At 37.4% G+C, this 16,872-nt stretch carries 18 protein-coding genes; 10 read left to right on the top strand and 8 right to left on the bottom strand.

Going from position 1 to position 16,872, the window contains the following annotated elements:
- On the top strand, positions 1 to 1,167 hold the full coding sequence (locus FG27_RS03110; protein ID WP_037315384.1) for a sigma-54 dependent transcriptional regulator: 1,167 nt from the start codon (positions 1 to 3) through the stop codon (positions 1,165 to 1,167).
- A 6-nt stretch (positions 1,168 to 1,173) separates the two neighbouring features.
- On the opposite strand, the gene FG27_RS03105 is transcribed toward FG27_RS03110, so the two are convergent.
- Complete coding sequence (locus tag FG27_RS03105) at positions 1,174 to 1,773, bottom strand: hypothetical protein (RefSeq protein WP_037315381.1); 600 nt, start codon at positions 1,771 to 1,773, stop codon at positions 1,174 to 1,176.
- 269 nt (positions 1,774 to 2,042) lie between these two features.
- Here FG27_RS03105 and FG27_RS03100 point away from each other — a divergent pair, with 269 nt between their 5' ends.
- The 4 genes from FG27_RS03100 (at position 2,043) to FG27_RS03085 (ending at position 5,718) form a co-directional block, all read left to right on the top strand.
- Positions 2,043 to 3,461, top strand: a complete 1,419-nt coding sequence (locus FG27_RS03100) for a M20/M25/M40 family metallo-hydrolase (protein ID WP_037315379.1) — start codon at positions 2,043 to 2,045, stop codon at positions 3,459 to 3,461.
- Between the two features lie 83 nt (positions 3,462 to 3,544).
- The gene (locus FG27_RS03095; protein WP_037315376.1) at positions 3,545 to 4,915 is read left to right on the top strand and encodes an MATE family efflux transporter; all 1,371 of its coding nucleotides are present in this window, start codon (positions 3,545 to 3,547) and stop codon (positions 4,913 to 4,915) included.
- A gap of 2 nt (positions 4,916 to 4,917) precedes the next feature.
- Complete coding sequence (locus FG27_RS03090; protein ID WP_037315373.1) at positions 4,918 to 5,148, top strand: hypothetical protein; 231 nt, start codon at positions 4,918 to 4,920, stop codon at positions 5,146 to 5,148.
- Entirely contained in the window at positions 5,149 to 5,718 is a 570-nt protein-coding gene (locus tag FG27_RS03085) for a phosphatase PAP2 family protein (RefSeq protein WP_037315370.1), read from the top strand.
- Here the strand turns inward: FG27_RS03085 and meaB are convergent.
- Entirely contained in the window at positions 5,715 to 6,803 is a 1,089-nt protein-coding gene (gene meaB, locus FG27_RS03080; RefSeq protein ID WP_037315368.1) for a methylmalonyl Co-A mutase-associated GTPase MeaB, read from the bottom strand. The two genes, FG27_RS03085 and meaB, sit on opposite strands and share 4 nt — an antisense overlap.
- 95 nt (positions 6,804 to 6,898) lie before the next feature.
- Here meaB and FG27_RS03075 point away from each other — a divergent pair, with 95 nt between their 5' ends.
- A complete protein-coding gene (locus FG27_RS03075; protein ID WP_037315365.1) occupies positions 6,899 to 7,330 on the top strand; it encodes an organic hydroperoxide resistance protein in 432 nt (143 codons plus the stop codon).
- A gap of 82 nt (positions 7,331 to 7,412) precedes the next feature.
- On the opposite strand, the gene FG27_RS03070 is transcribed toward FG27_RS03075, so the two are convergent.
- On the bottom strand, positions 7,413 to 7,976 hold the full coding sequence (locus FG27_RS03070; RefSeq protein ID WP_037315362.1) for a DUF2911 domain-containing protein: 564 nt from the start codon (positions 7,974 to 7,976) through the stop codon (positions 7,413 to 7,415).
- Positions 7,977 to 8,129: 153 nt separating this feature from the next.
- On the opposite strand from FG27_RS03070, the gene FG27_RS03065 reads away from it, so the two are divergent.
- From FG27_RS03065 to FG27_RS03050, 4 genes are read left to right on the top strand one after another with little or no spacing between them, the layout of a single operon-like run.
- Entirely contained in the window at positions 8,130 to 8,675 is a 546-nt protein-coding gene (locus FG27_RS03065; protein ID WP_037315360.1) for an RNA polymerase sigma factor, read from the top strand.
- Positions 8,659 to 9,279 (top strand): hypothetical protein, encoded by a 621-nt coding sequence (locus tag FG27_RS03060; protein WP_037315357.1) that lies wholly within the window; start codon positions 8,659 to 8,661, stop codon positions 9,277 to 9,279. Before FG27_RS03065 ends, FG27_RS03060 begins: the two co-directional genes overlap by 17 nt.
- On the top strand, positions 9,260 to 10,657 hold the full coding sequence (locus FG27_RS03055; protein WP_037315354.1) for a hypothetical protein: 1,398 nt from the start codon (positions 9,260 to 9,262) through the stop codon (positions 10,655 to 10,657). The genes FG27_RS03060 and FG27_RS03055 overlap by 20 nt, the downstream gene beginning before the upstream one ends.
- A 56-nt stretch (positions 10,658 to 10,713) precedes the next feature.
- Positions 10,714 to 11,415, top strand: coding sequence for a peptidoglycan DD-metalloendopeptidase family protein (locus tag FG27_RS03050; RefSeq protein WP_037315351.1), 702 nt, complete (start codon positions 10,714 to 10,716; stop codon positions 11,413 to 11,415).
- On the opposite strand, the gene FG27_RS03045 is transcribed toward FG27_RS03050, so the two are convergent.
- The 5 genes from FG27_RS03045 to FG27_RS19200 form a co-directional block, all read right to left on the bottom strand.
- Positions 11,416 to 11,892: a DUF4199 domain-containing protein gene (locus FG27_RS03045; RefSeq protein ID WP_037315348.1), complete on the bottom strand. Its 477-nt coding sequence runs from the start codon at positions 11,890 to 11,892 to the stop codon at positions 11,416 to 11,418.
- 122 nt (positions 11,893 to 12,014) lie between these two features.
- Positions 12,015 to 15,374: a preprotein translocase subunit SecA gene (gene secA, locus FG27_RS03040; protein WP_037315345.1), complete on the bottom strand. Its 3,360-nt coding sequence runs from the start codon at positions 15,372 to 15,374 to the stop codon at positions 12,015 to 12,017.
- A gap of 87 nt (positions 15,375 to 15,461) precedes the next feature.
- Positions 15,462 to 15,683, bottom strand: a complete 222-nt coding sequence (locus FG27_RS03035; protein WP_013070580.1) for a DUF2795 domain-containing protein — start codon at positions 15,681 to 15,683, stop codon at positions 15,462 to 15,464.
- A 242-nt stretch (positions 15,684 to 15,925) separates the two neighbouring features.
- Positions 15,926 to 16,498 (bottom strand): cob(I)yrinic acid a,c-diamide adenosyltransferase, encoded by a 573-nt coding sequence (locus FG27_RS03030; RefSeq protein ID WP_037315339.1) that lies wholly within the window; start codon positions 16,496 to 16,498, stop codon positions 15,926 to 15,928.
- Positions 16,499 to 16,566: 68 nt separating this feature from the next.
- A complete protein-coding gene (locus FG27_RS19200; protein ID WP_197051656.1) occupies positions 16,567 to 16,743 on the bottom strand; it encodes a hypothetical protein in 177 nt (58 codons plus the stop codon).
- Between the last annotated feature and the right edge of the window lie 129 nt (positions 16,744 to 16,872).

Genomic DNA, 16,872 nt, shown 5'->3' with positions numbered 1-16,872 from the left:
ATGGCACGTATTTTATTAATTGAGGACGAAGCAGCAATAAGAAGGGTTTTAGTGAAAATTTTAACCGAAGAGAGTGAGAATTATGAGGTTGAAGAAGCCGTTGATGGACTTGATGGCACTGAAAAAATAAAAGATCAGGATTTTGACCTTGTTCTTTGCGATATAAAAATGCCTAAAATGGATGGGGTAGAAGTGCTCGAAGCCATAATGAAAATAAAACCAGAAATTCCTGTAGTAATGATCTCGGGTCACGGTGATCTGGATACTGCTGTGAACACTATGAAAATGGGCGCTTTTGACTATATCTCAAAACCACCAGATTTAAACCGCTTATTGAATACAGTAAGAAATGCGCTGGATAGAAAAGAACTTGTTGTAGAAAATACCCGTCTTAAAAAGAAAGTAAGTAAGAATTTTGAAATGATTGGTGAATCCCAGGAGATTCAGCGAATTAAAGAACTTATTGAAAAAGTAGCTCCTACAGATGCCCGCGTGCTTATCACAGGCCAAAATGGTACTGGAAAAGAACTGGTGGCGCATTGGATACATCAAAAAAGCGATAGATCTAAAGGGCCAATGGTAGAAGTGAATTGTGCGGCTATCCCTTCAGAATTAATAGAAAGCGAACTTTTTGGTCACGTTAAAGGTGCTTTTACTTCAGCCAATAAAGATCGCGCAGGTAAATTTGAAGTAGCCAATGGCGGAACAATATTCCTTGACGAAATTGGCGATATGAGTCTTTCGGCACAGGCTAAAGTACTACGAGCTTTACAGGAAAATAAGATTTCGCGGGTAGGTAGCGGTAAGGATATTAAAGTAGATGTACGGGTAGTTGCTGCAACTAATAAAGATTTAAAGAAAGAAATTGATGAAAAGAAATTCAGAGAAGACCTTTACCACAGGCTGGCCGTTATTTTAATAGAAGTACCTTCTTTAAATGACCGTCGTGAAGATATCCCATTGCTTATAGATTATTTTAGTGAAAAGATATCTACAGAACACGGTTCAGTTAAAAAAGAATTTACCGAAGATGCTTTAAAAACACTAAAGGAATATGACTGGCGCGGAAATATTCGTGAACTTCGTAACGTAGTAGAGCGTCTTATAATTCTTGGGGGCGATAAAATAACCGAAGAAGATGTAAAACTCTTTGGAAGTAAATTCTAAAGAGACTTATACATTCTCTATGGGCCTCGGGTTGTATCTTAAAAAATACATCGTATCTCCGCTGGGGTGTTGCCATTCGTGAAATAACTCAAATCCAAAACGTTGGTAAACCAGGGCATTTTTACGCATTCTGGTTTCCGCATAGAGTGGAATTTGATATTCATTTGCCTGCCGGTAAAACTCGTCTTTCATTTCTTTACCAACCTGGGTATCGGCACCGCGGGATTCGGCTAAAATACCCCAAAACCAACAGTATAAATATTCACCGTCTTGCGGGCGTTGCTTTTTGATATAATTCTGGTTTTTTACAATACGATAAGCATTTCTAACACCAGTGACATTTAAAACCAAACCAATTTGTGTCCAGATATCTTTTAAAAAGTTATCATCTTTTTTACTGGTTTTAAATAAAATAGCAATTCCCATTCGGTTCTCAGAAACAATCAATGCATCTTTTTCAATAGCCTTTTCTACCATGTGTGTAGCAAGGTATTGAAACCGTTTGTGGCGATTTCCTCCCTTTTTTACAATATCCATAGAGGAAGGAATTTCCTTTAAAAGGCTGGTTACTTTCGTGATGATCTCTTGTTTCTCTTCTTTATTCAAACTGCTAGAATTTAGCGGCGAAGATATAAAATTTATCTTTTTTGAAGCCGATTAAAATGGTGGATCAGTTAGATTTGATTTTCTTAATTATTAAGGCACATTCTTTGTTTTATCAAATATGAATTTCATTCAGGAAAATCAATTAATAATGCATAGAATAAAAATTTCTGCTATGAATGTTTCATAAAAAACCTAAAGTAAGCGAATTGCTTCCGAAGGAATATTTATTTTCGTAATTATAAGTTTTAAAAATTAATCGAATTCACCCGATGAAAAAATACATTTTCGCCATTTTTTGCCTCATTTTTAGTGCTAATCTAATAGCACAAACCGAAGAAAAAACAAAGGATTCTCTTCAAATCCGTAAGCTATATGATGCCGCCCTGGTAAAAGGGCAGGCTTATGATTGGTTGGATCATCTTTCTAATAATATTGGTGGAAGATTATCAGGTTCTAGAAATGCTGAAAAGGCGGTGGAATATACCAAAGCCCAGTTAGAAGAACTTGGTCTCGATAAAGTTTGGCTGCAGCCTGTGATGGTGCCAAAATGGACAAGGGGAGCTCGAGAACACGCTTATATCCAAACCGGTCCGGGAATGACTACCGAAGTTAATATAACTGCCCTGGGCGGCTCTGTAGCAACTGCTGGCGGTGGTTTAAAAGCCAAAGTTATAGAAGTTCAGGGGATTGAAGACCTGGAAAATTATAAAGATGAAATTAAAGGAAAAATCGTTTTTTATAATCGGCCTATGCAACCGGAACTTATCCAAACTTTTGAAGCTTATGGTGGCTGTGTAGATCAGCGATATTCTGGTGCTGAAGCAGCTGGAAAATATGGAGCTGCCGGGGTAATAGTTCGTTCGGTTAGTCATAAAATTGATAAAAACCCCCATACGGGTTCTATGAGTTATGGAGATCTTCCTGATAGCAAACGAATTCCCGCCGCGGCAATTAGCACTAAAGATGCTGAATACCTTAGCGGAATTTTGAAATTAAAAAAAGATCTTGAATTTTACTATAAATTGAGTTCAGAAAATCACGGTGAAGTGCAATCTTATAATGTAATTGGCGAAATAACCGGAAGCGAATTTCCCGATGAAATTATGGTTGTTGGCGGGCATTTAGATTCCTGGGATCTTGGTGATGGTTCTCATGATGATGGTGCCGGTGTTGTACAATCTATGGAAGTTTTGAGATTGTTCAAGGAAACCGGTTATCAACCTAAAAGAACTATAAGGGTAGTATTATTTATGAACGAAGAAAACGGTTTACGCGGTGGAAATAAATATGCTGAAGTAGCCGAAAATAAAAATGAAAACCACATTTTCGCACTAGAAAGTGATGCCGGCGGATTTACCCCACGCGGGTTTTCGTTTGAAGCCGATGATGCACAATTTGCTCAAATAGAAAGTTGGAAACCACTTTTTGAACCATACCTAATACATTATTTTAGCAGAGGAGGTAGTGGGGCAGATATTGGGCCTTTGAAGAAAGGAGATATTGTACTTGCGGGGCTTAGACCAGACTCCCAAAGATATTTTGACCACCATCACGCCGCGACCGATACTTTTGAGCACGTAAACAAACGTGAGTTAGAATTGGGAGCAGCCACCATGACTTCCCTAATTTACTTAGTAGATAAATATGGTATGAAACATATTGACCTTGAAAAGGACGAAAAACTTTAGATAAAGAATTTAATTAATTCTTTAACCCGATTTAAATTTTTGCCCGGTAAAATCCTACTATCTTTGCCGCCAAAATTTATGTTTTGCAACTAAGCGCTTATACCAGGGAATTCAGTAAGAATCTAAACATAGCCTTCCCCGTAATGCTTGGGCAACTAGGGCATGTACTGGTTGGTCTTGTAGATAATTTAATGATAGGGCAGTTGGGCCCGGCACCTCTTGCAGCGGTTTCTTTAGGTAATAGTCTTGTTTTTATAGCCCTTTCTCTTGGAATTGGATTTTCTTTCGCGATAACGCCTCTAATTGCTGAAGCCGATGGCGCTCAGGATATTAATCAAGGGCGCAGCTATTTTCATCACGGCGTTATTTTATGTGCTATAAATGGAGTTTTACTATTTCTTACCTTATTAGTCGCTAAACCGGTCTTGTATTATTTAGATCAACCACCTGAAGTTGTAGAACTTGCTATTCCTTACCTGGAAATCGTAGCATTTTCTATGATCCCTTTAATGATTTTCCAGGCTTTTAAGCAGTTTGCCGATGGGCTTTCACAAACTAAATATGCGATGTACGCAACCTTAATCGCTAATGTTGTGAACGTGATCTTTAATTATCTGCTTATTTACGGAATCTGGATCTTTCCAAGGTTGGAGCTGGAAGGTGCGGCAATAGGTACATTAATTTCCCGTTTCTTTATGCTGTGGTTTGTTTGGGAAATTCTGAGGAGAAAAAAGAAATTCGCCGAATATTTTAAATGGGGTAAAAAAGAATCTTTGAATTCTGATGTATTTAAAAGGTTACTAAACCTCGGTTTCCCAACTGCTTTACAAATGCTTTTTGAAGTAGGTATTTTTACAGCTACTGTTTTCCTGGCGGGATTGCTGGGTACAAATCCGCAGGCGGCAAATCAAATTGCCTTGAATCTCGCTTCCATGACGTTTATGATAGCCGTTGGTTTGGGAGTTACGGCAACTATTAGGGTAGGAAATCAAAAGGGACTGGCTAATTTTAAAGATTTACGAAGAATTGCGATGTCCACTTTTCTACTGGTTTTTTTAATTGAAGCCGTTTTTGCTTTAGGCTTTATTTTATTGAAAGACTGGCTTCCCACATTCTATATAGACAATGCTGAAGTTATTCTACTAGCGGCACAATTACTGGTAGTAGCAGCGTTATTCCAGTTAAGCGATGGTTTGCAGGTGGTTATACTGGGAGCACTGAGAGGGCTTCAGGATGTGAAAATCCCAACGGTAATTTGTTTTATTTCTTACTGGATTATCGGTTTTCCGGTTTCCTGGTATTTTGGCAAAGCTGAAAATTTCGGGACGATGGGAATTTGGCTGGGACTCCTGGCAGGGCTCTCGGCTTCGGCATTAATGTTGTACATTCGATTTAATTATTTGACTAAAAAACTTATTTTGCAAGAATCAAACCTTGTTCAATCAAAAATATAATTATGGATTTCCCTAAATTTCTTCTCGGTGATAATACCGATTATCCTACTGCTATTTTCGTAGTTCATACCGAGTTTCCTCGTTTTATAATTAATCTTGAAAATGATGAGGTAGAATGGTTAGAAGAATTTGATCAGCACGATCAGGATGAACTGGAAAACGAAACCGAAAATCTCATTAAAGAAGCTTCTGAATTCTACGATAGAGAAGTTGAGAGATACGAGGAAGATTAGATGGACCAACTAATTGAATTAGACCATAAATTATTTATTTGGCTCAATAATCTCGGTAACGAAAATTGGGACTGGCTATGGCTGTTAATCACCGATAAGTGGACTGCGATCCCATTATATGCTTTACTTCTATTCCTCATTTTTAAGAAATTTGGATGGAGAGCAAGCCTGGTAACGGTGGTCTTTATTACACTATTAATTACTGCTACAGATCAGCTTGGGAATGTTTTCAAAGATGCTTTTGAGCGCTTAAGACCTTGCCGGCAGGAAGGAATTATGGAATATATTCGCTTTGTAGCGGTAAGATGTGGATCTTATGGATTCTTTTCAGCACACGCTTCAAACTCTATGGGGGTAGCTATTTTTCTTGGCTTATTATTTAGAAAAGTATTTCCAAAAATGATTATATGGCTTGTTGGATGGGCTCTGCTAGTAGCCTACAGCCGTGTTTATTTGGGTGTACATTATCCCGGAGATATTATTGTAGGAATGCTTATTGGTGCCCTATTAGGTTTTATTTTCTACAAACTTCACGAATGGACTCAAAACAAAATTTTCCCGAAAACTTAATCCAGATTTTCAAACTTTTCAATAAGAAGATCTGCTGCAGCAAACGCAGTAATTTCATTGTTCTCTATTGCTTTTAGCTTAATTTCAAGTTCATTTTTCATTATAGGATTTTGATAAAATCGGTTTTTGAGATGCTCGTTTATAGTTTGCAAAAGCCAGAATTTATTTTGGTCTTTTCTATTTTTTAGGAAATATCCATTTTCTTTTACATTTTGCTGAAATTCAGAAATAAGTTCCCAAACACTATCTATTCCTGTTTGTTTTAAGGCGCTACTAAGCAATACTTTAGGTTTCCAACCGCTTTCTTTTGAAGGATAAAGCTGAAGCGCCCGGTTAAATTCAAGTTTAGCCTCTCGCGCTGCTTTAATATTATCCCCATCGGCTTTATTGATCACAATGGCATCTGCCATTTCTATAATTCCGCGTTTTATGCCTTGCAATTCGTCTCCGGCTCCTGCCAATTTCAACAATAAAAAGAAATCGGTCATACTATGCACCGTGGTTTCACTTTGTCCAACACCCACTGTTTCAATAAGTACTACATCAAAACCTGCGGCTTCACACAGTAAAATACTTTCCCGGGTTTTTTTCGCCACGCCCCCCAGAGACGATCCAGATGCCGATGGTCTAATAAAAGCATTTTCTTCGGTGACCAGGTTTTCCATCCTTGTTTTGTCCCCTAAGATACTTCCACGAGAAACACTACTACTGGGGTCTACTGCTAAAACGGCTACCTTTTTTCCTTGCTTTATTAAATAAGAGCCAAAACTTTCAATAAAAGTACTTTTGCCCACGCCGGGTACCCCTGTAATTCCAATCCTGATAGATTTTTGAGAATAGGGTAGGGCACCTTCCAAAAGCTGCTGCGCTTTTTCCCTGTGAGAAAATTGATTGCTTTCTACCAAAGTAATTGCACGGCCTAAAGCGGTTTTATTTCCATCTAATAATTGCTGAAGCAAATCCTCTTCTGAAAATTTACTTTTTCTGGAAGCCCTTATTTTTTGAGCTGAATTAGGGTTTACATTCCCCGATGCTGGCTTACTACCAGATTCACTTAATGCCGATTGATGTTTCTTCTTGTTCAAGCTGCGCTTATTTATGACAAATTTATGAATTCGATCTTTGGGAGCCTTGTTTTTGCTTGGTATATTCAGGCCTAATTAATATAACTTAAATAACGATGAAAAATTTGTATAAAACAACGGTAACAACAAAAGGAGCAAGAAAAGGCCACGCCAAAAGTGACGATGGAATACTGGATGTGAAATTAAGTATGCCTAAATCTATGGGCGGTGAAGGCGGAGACTTCACAAACCCAGAGCAATTATTTGGAGCAGGTTATTCTGCTTGTTTTGGAGGCGCTTTACAGCAAGTAGCTAAAAAACATGATATCGAGTTAGGAGAAGATATGAGTGTTAGTGCAGTAGTGAAATTAGGTTTGAACGAGGAGGAAAATCTACAGCTTTCTGTGACTTTAGATTGCTTTTTACCAGGTGTAGATGTTGAAACCGGAGAGAAAATAGTAAATGAAGCTCACGAAGTTTGTCCTTACTCTAGAGCTACACGAGATAATATAGACGTAACGCTAAACCTTTTAGTTGACGAAGATTAATAAAAATTTTATTTTAAGGTAACGCTTAGGATCGAGAATAAAAAAGCCTCACAGGATTTTGAAACCTGTGAGGTTTTATCTTTTATGCCTTTTCCGGTTTTAAAGGAACGCTTACGAGAGTTTCATCCCAGGCTAGGTTTAAATAAATAAATTCATTTTCAGTTTGAAAATTGATGGTGAATTGTTCCATGGTTTTGGCTAAATCTTTAGTAGGTACTTCTAATACCAGGGCATCAAATTGTGGATCCCTATAAGCTTCCTCATCTAAATTAATCCCCCAGGGATACATTTGCTCGTTAAAAATCACTTTCCAGGAATTTTCCATGGGAACAGTCCATAAGGTATATTTTCCCGCTTTCAAAAGTGAGCCATCTACCATGATATCTTTATTAGTTTCAAAAGTAGTGGCCTCATTAGCGCCTGTTCTCCATACTTCATTATAGGGCACCAGGTTTCCGAAAATAACCCTTTCTTTTTTATAAGGTCGGTTATAAAAAACTTCCATTTTTAAGTCGTCATGTGTGAAGCTAGTAATATCTTCAGGGCTATGCGCTTTAGTGCTGTATCGTGTTATAAATACAATAACAGCAGCCACTACGATAATAATACCACCAATTTTTAAAAACGTTTTAGCCGGTTTCTTCATTTTTCATTTCTATTTGTTGAATATAATTCAAAAAGCGTGCAAACTTCATTGCAGGCAATAAAAAGAAAAAAATGTAATTTCCACTAGAATTTTAAAGAAGCTTGCAACATTAGTAGAACAGCTTCGTCTTTATAGTACAACCAATCAAAAAAAATGATACAGCATCAATTAATAGAAGCCTGTAAAAATAATGACCGGCGGGCCCAGCTGAAGCTCTATAATCAATATTGCCAGGGAATGCATTATGTGGCTTTACGTTTTCTAAAAGATCCTTTTGAAGCCGAGGATGCAATGCAAGAGGCTTTTATAAAGGCCTTTGCGAAATTGCAGCAATTTACAGGTGAAGTGACTTTTGGAGCATGGCTTAAAAGAATTGTGATCAATAAATGTATTGATAAACTGAAATCTAAAAAATTAGAACTCGTTGCGATTAACGAACAAATTTTAAGCCCTGCGGAAGAAGACGATAACTGGCAGGTAGTTGACGGGATAGGAATGGAAGAAATAAAAAGAAGTATAGAGAAACTTCCAGAAAAATATAAATACCCGCTAATGTTATTTTTGATGGAGGGTTATGACCACGAAGAAATATCAGAAATTTTGAATGTAAGTCCGGTAGCCTCGCGGACGCTGGTACACAGAGGGAAGAAAAAATTGCAAGAAGAATTAAAGACGATAAAAAATGGCACAGGATATTAGAGAAATGTTTAGAAATGAAAAGGAGCCCAAACTAGATGCGCTACCTAAAGGGCACCAAAAACGATTTGAAGATCGTATGGAAAAAGAATTTCCGAAGGAAAAAGAACAGAATTCTTTCTTTTTCCTAAAGATCGCAGCTGTACTTATTGTAGCGTTGGGTGTAGGATTCTTTTTTCTGAATTCAGGCGCAGATAATTTTAATAATGAACCTTCAGTAGTAGATACTCCAACTGAAGAAGCTTCAGAAGAAAAAGAAGATCAACTAAAACCTTCAGAAAATAATTTTCAGTTAAGTGAAGTTTCCCCGGAATTCAAGAAAATCGAAGATTATTATTTAGCAAGTCTCAACATTGAACTTTCCAAGATCAATATTACGCCAGAGAATAAAGCGCTAATTGATTCTTTTATGAAGCAAATGGCAGAACTTGATAAAGAATATCAGCGCTTAAATAAAGAAATTGAGGATGCCGGTCCCAATGAAGAAACCCTGGAAGCGATGATCGCTAACTTGCAGTTAAGGGTAGATTTGCTATATAAATTAAAGAATAAATTAAAGGAGATCAAACAATCAAAAAATACAGAATATGAAAACTACGAGGCATAATTTAATAGTTGTGATGTTGCTTTGCCTTCCGGTAATGCTTTTTGCACAAACAAAAAAGCTCGATAAAACTTATAAAACCTCAAGTGATGTTGCTGTAAAAATAGATGCAAGCCATACCAATATCGTGGTAGATTACTGGGATAAAAACGAAGTTGAAATAGAAGCTTTTATAGAAACCGATGAAGCCGGAAAGAAGGAGGTGGAAGCAATACTTGCCGCCTGGAAATTAAATACCTCAGGTAGTGCTTCAGAAGTTAGTATTTCATCGGGAGGTGGAATGCAATGGAATGGTGATATAGATCTAAGCGGATTGGAAAAACCTTTAGCCAGTCTTCCGCAAATGCTAGAGCCTTTAATGAACAATTTGGTGACACCACTTATGCAGAGTTTGGGAGAAAGTATGGGAGCGCCGCTTCCACCGGAATTCAGTGAGAAAATGGGGAAAATTAAATTTGATTATGAAGCTTACCAAAAAGATGGAGATAAGTACATGGCTAAGTTCGAAAAGGAGATAGAAGCAAATTTTGGTGAAGATTTTGAAAAATCTATGGAAGAATGGGCCAGCCAATTTGAGAAAAATGCCGAAAAGTGGGAAAAGAATTTTGAATTAAAAATGAATATAAATGAGGCAGAATTTGAAAAATCTATGGAAAAATGGGCGGATAGCTTTGGAAAAGATATGGAAGCTTGGGGCGAATCTTTTGGTGCCCAAATGGAAGCTCGTTTTGGAGATGAAGAAAACGTAAAAAGAAAAGTGATGGTATTAAGTGATTCTAAGGCCAAAAAAACCTTAAAAATAAAGATGCCAAAAAACGGAAAACTCAAGCTCGATGTACGCCATGGGGAAATAAAACTTTCTGGAACTACCAATAATTTACAGGCTGATCTTTCCCACAGCAAACTTACTGCCGATAGGATAAATGGGAAGAATACTAAAGTTGAGGCAGCTTATACCCCGGTTAATATCAATTCCTGGTCTTATGGAGTTATGGAAGCTAAATATGTAAAAACCTTTAAAATTAATAAGGTGAAAAGCATAAAGCTTAGTTCGAATTCAAGTAATGTAAATATCAATGAACTGGAAGATACCGGAATTTTATCGGGGAATTTTGGGGAATTGAATATTGCAAGCCTGGGTCCTAATTTTAAAAATCTGGATATAAATTTAGAGAATAGTGATTTGAAATTAGGTTTACCTTCTTCGGCTTTTAATTTTATGTATAGTGGCACGCAAAGCGACATTAAACACCCGAATGCTTTAAAATTAACAAGTAGCGAATCTTACGATAATAAGAAACTAAGCGGCTACCATAAATCAAAGGATGCAGGCGGTAATATTAGTATAAAAGCTAATTTTAGTGAAGTCTTGTTAAATTAGATTTCAAACTGTAATTTTAGCGATTCTTGAACGCCCAAGGGTTTAAAAGATCGCTTATGGAAACCACCAATTTTTCTGAATTTCTTTCGCAATTAACTTCTGGATTTACCCAGGTTTTAGACGTAAACTTAAGAGAAGAAGATTATATTGTTATAGATTTATCTGAAGATAATGTAGCGCTTGGGAAAGTAGATGTGTCTTCTTCCCGGGCTTTTTCTAATTATATAGCTGAATATTTAAATGCCTTCGGGAAAAAAGTTGCTTTTGGTGGGTATTCTGAAGTTCGGAAACTATATAAAAGAAGCGATCTTTTTACAACTTCAGAAGATGAGGATAGCAATAGAAATATTCATTTAGGTCTAGATTTTTGGGCTGATGCCTATACCGATGTTTTAGCGGTTTTAGATGGGAAAATTCATAGTTTTAATGATAACACCAATTTTGGTGATTATGGACCAACCATAATTTTAGAGCATGAGTTTGAAGAAAAGAAGTTCTACTCGCTATACGGTCATTTAAGCAGAGCTTCATTAAAAAAGCTTACTCCCGGAACTACTGTGAAAAAAGGAGAAAAAATAGCCCAACTGGGAACACCTGAAGAAAACGGTGATTATGCCCCGCATTTGCATTTTCAAATCATTGAAGAACTTAAGGAGAAAATTGGTGATTTTCCCGGAGTAACTTCAAGAAGGGACCTGGATTTTTACTTGCAAAATTGCCCGAATCCCAATTATTTATTGAAACTTAGAAATTCCTAATTATTTCCTTTTTAAAATAAGCGCAACAATTGCTGAGGTGACCACGCCCATCATTAAAGCTCCTGCAATAGATTGCACTATGTATGAATTTAAGCTATAGTAAGCTTCAGCATCCTGGCGGCTCATAGCATTTCTGGCTACGGTATTTTCTATGGCATTTTCAAAAAATTCGGGGGTAATCAGGTAATGAGTGATTAGTGTGCCAATAGGGGAAAGCAGCGCAATCACAATGCTTAAAATAACTCCGGAAATAAAACCCTGTTTCCAGCTCATTTTTCCGCGGAAAAAAATTTTTCTTTTATCGTGAATAGCAAATAAGTAAATCGCGATTGCAATTAAGCCGAAAAAGTTTGAGTAGATAGGATGTTTGGCAATTAGCACATCGTGCCAGCCCATTAATTTTTCAAAATACATCCAAAGTAAAGATGCAGCGAAGAAAATAACGCCCCATTTTATTTCTATCTCGTAATTTTTCATTTTTTGATTGGTTAGTTGAGAGCTAATTTACTTAAAAAAATAAATGAAAAAAGAAAGGGCTATCTCAAAGCTTCCGAATTTGGAATTTTAGATAGCCCTTTTTAAAGGAATTGAAAATTAAACTATTGATTTACAACAACCCAATCTCCTTTTTCTATAAGTGGGATAGCTTGTTTATACTTCATAGTTTTATTTTCACCGCTCATTACATTTTTAAGCGTAACCTTATCATTACGGCCAATCTTTGGTTGGTCCCGTGTAATGGTTTCGGTAACCTGTGGACGGCGTTGCTGCTGGGTATTTCCGGCAGCTCTGCTTTGTGCAGCTCTTTCGTCTATATTAGGAATTTCTTCCTTCTGGGTTTCTACTTTTTCTTTTTTACGCTGTCTTGCTTCGTGAATGTTAGACATGTTTCCTTCCGGAATTTCTCCTTTGAAAAGGAATGAAATTACATCTCGATTTACCTGATCTAACATTGCTTTAAACAATTCAAAAGCTTCAAATTTATAGATCAATAAAGGATCTTTCTGCTCGTGAACGGCCAACTGAACGCTCTGTTTTAGCTCATCCATCTTGCGAAGGTGAGTTTTCCAGGCATCATCTATAATAGCGAGACTTATATTTTTCTCGAAATCTTTAACCAATTGAACCCCTTCGGTTTCGTAAGCTTTTTCAAGATTAGTAACTACCTGAAGGGTTTTTTGGCCATCTGAAAATGGAACCGAAATTCTTTCAAAATTGTTGCTTTCATCTTCATAAACCTGCTTGATTACCGGGAATGCTCTGGAAGCACTATGCTTCATTTTATCCTGGTAATGTTGGTAGGCTTCTTTATAAACAATTCCGGCGATTTTCTGTACGCCCATTTTCTCGAAATCTTCTTCTGAAACCGGGGCACTCATAGAGAAATACCTAATCAGTTCAAATTCAAAGTTCTTGTAATCCTGGGCAAGCTTATTGTTTTCGGTAATCGCTTCAGAAGTATCAAAAATCATATTAGCGATATCAACCTTAAGCCTATCGCCAAACAATGCGTGATAACGGCGTTTGTAAATCACTTCCCTTTGGGCGTTCATCACATCATCATATTCCAGCAAACGCTTTCTAATTCCGAAGTTATTTTCCTCTACTTTTTTCTGTGCACGTTCAATAGATTTCGAGATCATAGAATGCTGAATTACTTCACCTTCTTCCAGCCCCATTTTATCCATTAATTTCGCGATCCTTTCAGATCCGAATAAACGCATTAGGTTGTCTTCAAGGGAAACATAGAACTGTGAACTTCCCGGATCTCCCTGTCGGCCGGCACGACCTCTTAGCTGGCGGTCAACACGACGTGAATCATGACGTTCTGTACCAACAATGGCCAAACCACCGGCTTCTTTTACTTCTTTACTCAGTTTAATATCGGTACCACGGCCTGCCATGTTCGTGGCGATAGTTACAATACCCGATTTACCGGCTTCAGCAACAATATCGGCCTCCCGTTTGTGTAGTTTCGCGTTAAGTACGTTATGCGGCACATTCCTTAATTTCAGCATTCTGGAAAGTAATTCTGAAATTTCTACGGAAGTTGTACCAATAAGCACAGGCCTTCCAGCATTAGAAAGATCGGTAACGTGTTCTATAACCGCGTTATATTTTTCACGTTTGGTTTTGTAAACCAAATCGTCTTTATCGTCTCTGGCGATAGGGCGGTTAGTAGGAATTTCCACTACATCTAATTTATAGATCTCCCATAATTCACCTGCTTCAGTAACCGCTGTACCCGTCATACCAGATAACTTGCCATACATTCTAAAGTAATTCTGAAGAGTTACGGTAGCGAAGGTTTGCGTGGCATCCTCAATTTTTACATTTTCCTTGGCTTCAATCGCTTGATGTAAACCATCACTATAACGACGACCATCCATAATACGGCCGGTTTGCTCGTCTACGATCTTAACTTTATTATCTATTACCACATATTCGTCGTCTTTTTCGAATAGGGTGTAGGCCTTAAGTAATTGGCGTAAAGTATGAATACGTTCACTTTTTACGCTGTAATCTCTAAAAAGTTCTTCTTTTTTCTCGGCTTCTTCTTCCTTGGGAAGTCCTTCTTTTTCAATTTTGGCGATTTCCATACCCATTTCAGGCATTACAAAGAAATCTGAATCCCCGTCGGCTGAAAGGAGTTCAATACCTTTATCGGTAAGATCTATTTGATTGCTTTTTTCTTCAATTGTGAAATAAAGGTCCGCGTCTACTTTTGGCATTTCGCGGTTATTATCCTGCATATAATGATTTTCGGTCTTTTGCAGTAATTGTTTTATTCCATCTTCACTTAAAAATTTAATAAGTGCTTTGTTTTTAGGTAACCCTCTATAAACCCTAAGCAATAAGAAAGCACCGTCTTTGGTGTTTCCTTCCTTGATAAGTTTTTTAGCTTCAGCAAGAACCTTGGTAAGGTGTTTACGTTGTAATTCTACAATATTAGAAATTGCAGGTTTTAACTCATTAAATTCGTGCACATCTCCTTTTGGAATTGGACCTGAAATAATAAGCGGTGTACGGGCATCATCAATTAGAACTGAATCTACCTCATCTACAATGGCGAAGTTATGTGGACGTTGTACCAGATCGTTAGGCGCGTGAGACATATTATCACGCAAATAATCGAAACCGAATTCGTTGTTAGTTCCGTAGGTGATATCGGCATTGTAGGCTTTTCTTCGAGAGGCTGAATTTGGCCTGTGGTAATCTATACAATCTACACTCAAGCCGTGGAATTCAAAAAGAGGTGCCATCCAGGCGCTATCCCTTTTCGCCAGGTAATCGTTTACCGTTACCAGGTGCACGCCGTTGCCAGTTAATGCATTAAGATACATGGGTAGGGTTGCAACAAGTGTTTTACCTTCACCAGTTTGCATCTCTGCAATTTTACCCTGGTGCATTGCCACCCCACCAATTAACTGAACTTCATAATGAATCATATCCCAGGTAACCGGTTTTCCGGCAGCATCCCAGGAGTTGTTCCAAATAGCGTGATCTCCATCAAGATTAACATAGTCTTTTTCTGCGGAAATCTCGCGATCAAATTCTGTTGCAGTAACCTTTAATTGTTCGTTATGGAAGAAGCGTTTAGCGGTTTCTTTTACTGTCGCAAAAGCTTCCGGCAGAATATCGTTTAAAACCCCTTCAGAAATTTCGTAGGATTTCGCTTTAAGGGCATCAATTTCAGCATAGATATCTTCTTTTCTGGTAATATCATCGCTGGCATCGGCCTCAGCTTCCAAATCTTCAATTTGTTTATTTATATCTTTTAAAGCTTCCTTAATCTTCGCTTTAAAGCTAGCGGTTTTCGCCCTTAGTTCGTCTATAGAAAGGGCTTCAAACTCAGCTTCCAGCGCCTTGATCTTTTCAACTATGGGTTGTATTTCCTTGACGTCTTTTTTTGATTTATCGCCAACAAATACTTTTAATACAGAATTTAAAAAACTCATAATAGTTTTTGTTTAATACGGGTTCAAATGTACGCAAAAAAAAAGCCTCACTTTGGAGACTTTTTTCTATTTTTTGCGCGTTGTTATTTAATATTCATCTTCATTCCAAAGATAATCATCATCAGTGGGATAATCGGGCCAAATCTCCTCAATAGAATCATACGAGTCTCCTTCATCTTCAATTGCCTGTAGGTTCTCTACTACTTCTAGCGGAGCACCTGTTCTAATCGCATAGTCAATTAACTCGTCTTTAGTTGCTGGCCAGGGTGCATCACTTAAATAAGATGCTAATTCTAAAGTCCAATACATGGGTTGATCAGGTTTATTATTTTTGCAAAAATAAATTTTTTGTGGTAATAGCCAAGAAAAAAATCTATTATTTAATCAATACCGTTAAGAACATACGCAAAAATTATAGATTTTAACCGAAAATCGGAGATTGAAACGCTTCAGGACTTGTCGTGGAATTAAAATATTAATTCTCACTATTAAATGGTGAGTTGCCCTTGAGATAGTTTACTAATAATTCTTGCTAAGCCTTATTGGAAAATTTAAGATTTTTCAGGAATCCACTTTACCTCTTCGGCCTTTAATCTTCTAGACAACATCCGTGCCAGTACAAATAGGTAGTCAGAAAGTCTATTAAGGTATTTCAAAACGGCTTCGTCAAAAGCTTCGATTTCGTACAACGCGGTGGCAAGTCGCTCTGCACGGCGGCAAACACAACGGGCTATGTGACAGAATGACACGCTTTGGTGGCCTCCGGGAAGCACAAAATGGGTCATTTCAGGAAGTTCTTCATTCATTGTATCCATCTCCTTTTCCAGAAGTTCAATATCTTCAGCTGAAATTTTCGGAATAGTTAGTCGGTCTTTACCACTCTTCAATTTTTGCTTTTCAGGATCTGTAGCCAGGGTTGAGCCAATAGTGAAAAGCCTATCCTGAATTCTGCTTAATATTTTTTTGGTGTGTTCTCCTGTATCCTGATCGCGAATAAGGCCAATATGGGAGTTGAGTTCATCTACAGTGCCGTAACTTTCAATACGAATATGATGTTTGGGAACTCTGGTGCCCCCAAAAAGAGCAGTGGTACCCTTGTCACCGGTTTTGGTATAAATCTTCATTTCAATTTTTTTTGCTTTTCAAAGGTACAAAACGAAGCTTTAAACCAATATTTTTATGCGGCGAGAAATCAAATTCCGGTTTCAGATCTTTCGTCTTTTCGGCGTTCCATATACCGCTTTCTGAAGTTCCGATTTTTACGTGCTTTTCGGTTTTTTTTAGCCCTGCGGGAATTCCAGATAAAATAAATAAGAAAAACCGCGATGAGGGCGATGTAAATCCAGGTTTCCTGGTCAAACTCAAACATGATAGTTAGTTAATTTTTCACAAGATAAGAAATTCTGAAATTTTAAGGAATTTAATTAGAATTTCAGATTTGAGATAAGGGAAATTATAAAATTTTAGAGGTATTAATTTGGTTAAATTTTAAAGTCCG

This window comes from Salegentibacter sp. Hel_I_6 (assembly GCF_000745315.1).
Classification (GTDB): domain Bacteria; phylum Bacteroidota; class Bacteroidia; order Flavobacteriales; family Flavobacteriaceae; genus Salegentibacter.
Note: the sequence above shows the minus strand (reverse complement) of the source record. Positions and strands in the feature narration are given on the sequence as shown.

Coding starts and splice junctions, on each gene's coding strand:
- FG27_RS03050 (WP_037315351.1), top strand. CDS start 10,714: ATGGAAACCACCAATTTTTCTGAATTTCTTTCGCAATTAACTTCTGGA.
- FG27_RS19200 (WP_197051656.1), bottom strand. CDS start 16,743: ATGTTTGAGTTTGACCAGGAAACCTGGATTTACATCGCCCTCATCGCG.
- FG27_RS03055 (WP_037315354.1), top strand. CDS start 9,260: ATGAAAACTACGAGGCATAATTTAATAGTTGTGATGTTGCTTTGCCTT.
- FG27_RS03065 (WP_037315360.1), top strand. CDS start 8,130: ATGATACAGCATCAATTAATAGAAGCCTGTAAAAATAATGACCGGCGG.
- FG27_RS03030 (WP_037315339.1), bottom strand. CDS start 16,498: ATGAAGATTTATACCAAAACCGGTGACAAGGGTACCACTGCTCTTTTT.
- secA (WP_037315345.1), bottom strand. CDS start 15,374: ATGAGTTTTTTAAATTCTGTATTAAAAGTATTTGTTGGCGATAAATCA.
- FG27_RS03100 (WP_037315379.1), top strand. CDS start 2,043: ATGAAAAAATACATTTTCGCCATTTTTTGCCTCATTTTTAGTGCTAAT.
- FG27_RS03075 (WP_037315365.1), top strand. CDS start 6,899: ATGAAAAATTTGTATAAAACAACGGTAACAACAAAAGGAGCAAGAAAA.
- FG27_RS03060 (WP_037315357.1), top strand. CDS start 8,659: ATGGCACAGGATATTAGAGAAATGTTTAGAAATGAAAAGGAGCCCAAA.
- FG27_RS03045 (WP_037315348.1), bottom strand. CDS start 11,892: ATGAAAAATTACGAGATAGAAATAAAATGGGGCGTTATTTTCTTCGCT.
- FG27_RS03090 (WP_037315373.1), top strand. CDS start 4,918: ATGGATTTCCCTAAATTTCTTCTCGGTGATAATACCGATTATCCTACT.
- FG27_RS03110 (WP_037315384.1), top strand. CDS start 1: ATGGCACGTATTTTATTAATTGAGGACGAAGCAGCAATAAGAAGGGTT.
- FG27_RS03085 (WP_037315370.1), top strand. CDS start 5,149: ATGGACCAACTAATTGAATTAGACCATAAATTATTTATTTGGCTCAAT.
- FG27_RS03070 (WP_037315362.1), bottom strand. CDS start 7,976: ATGAAGAAACCGGCTAAAACGTTTTTAAAAATTGGTGGTATTATTATC.
- FG27_RS03035 (WP_013070580.1), bottom strand. CDS start 15,683: ATGTATTGGACTTTAGAATTAGCATCTTATTTAAGTGATGCACCCTGG.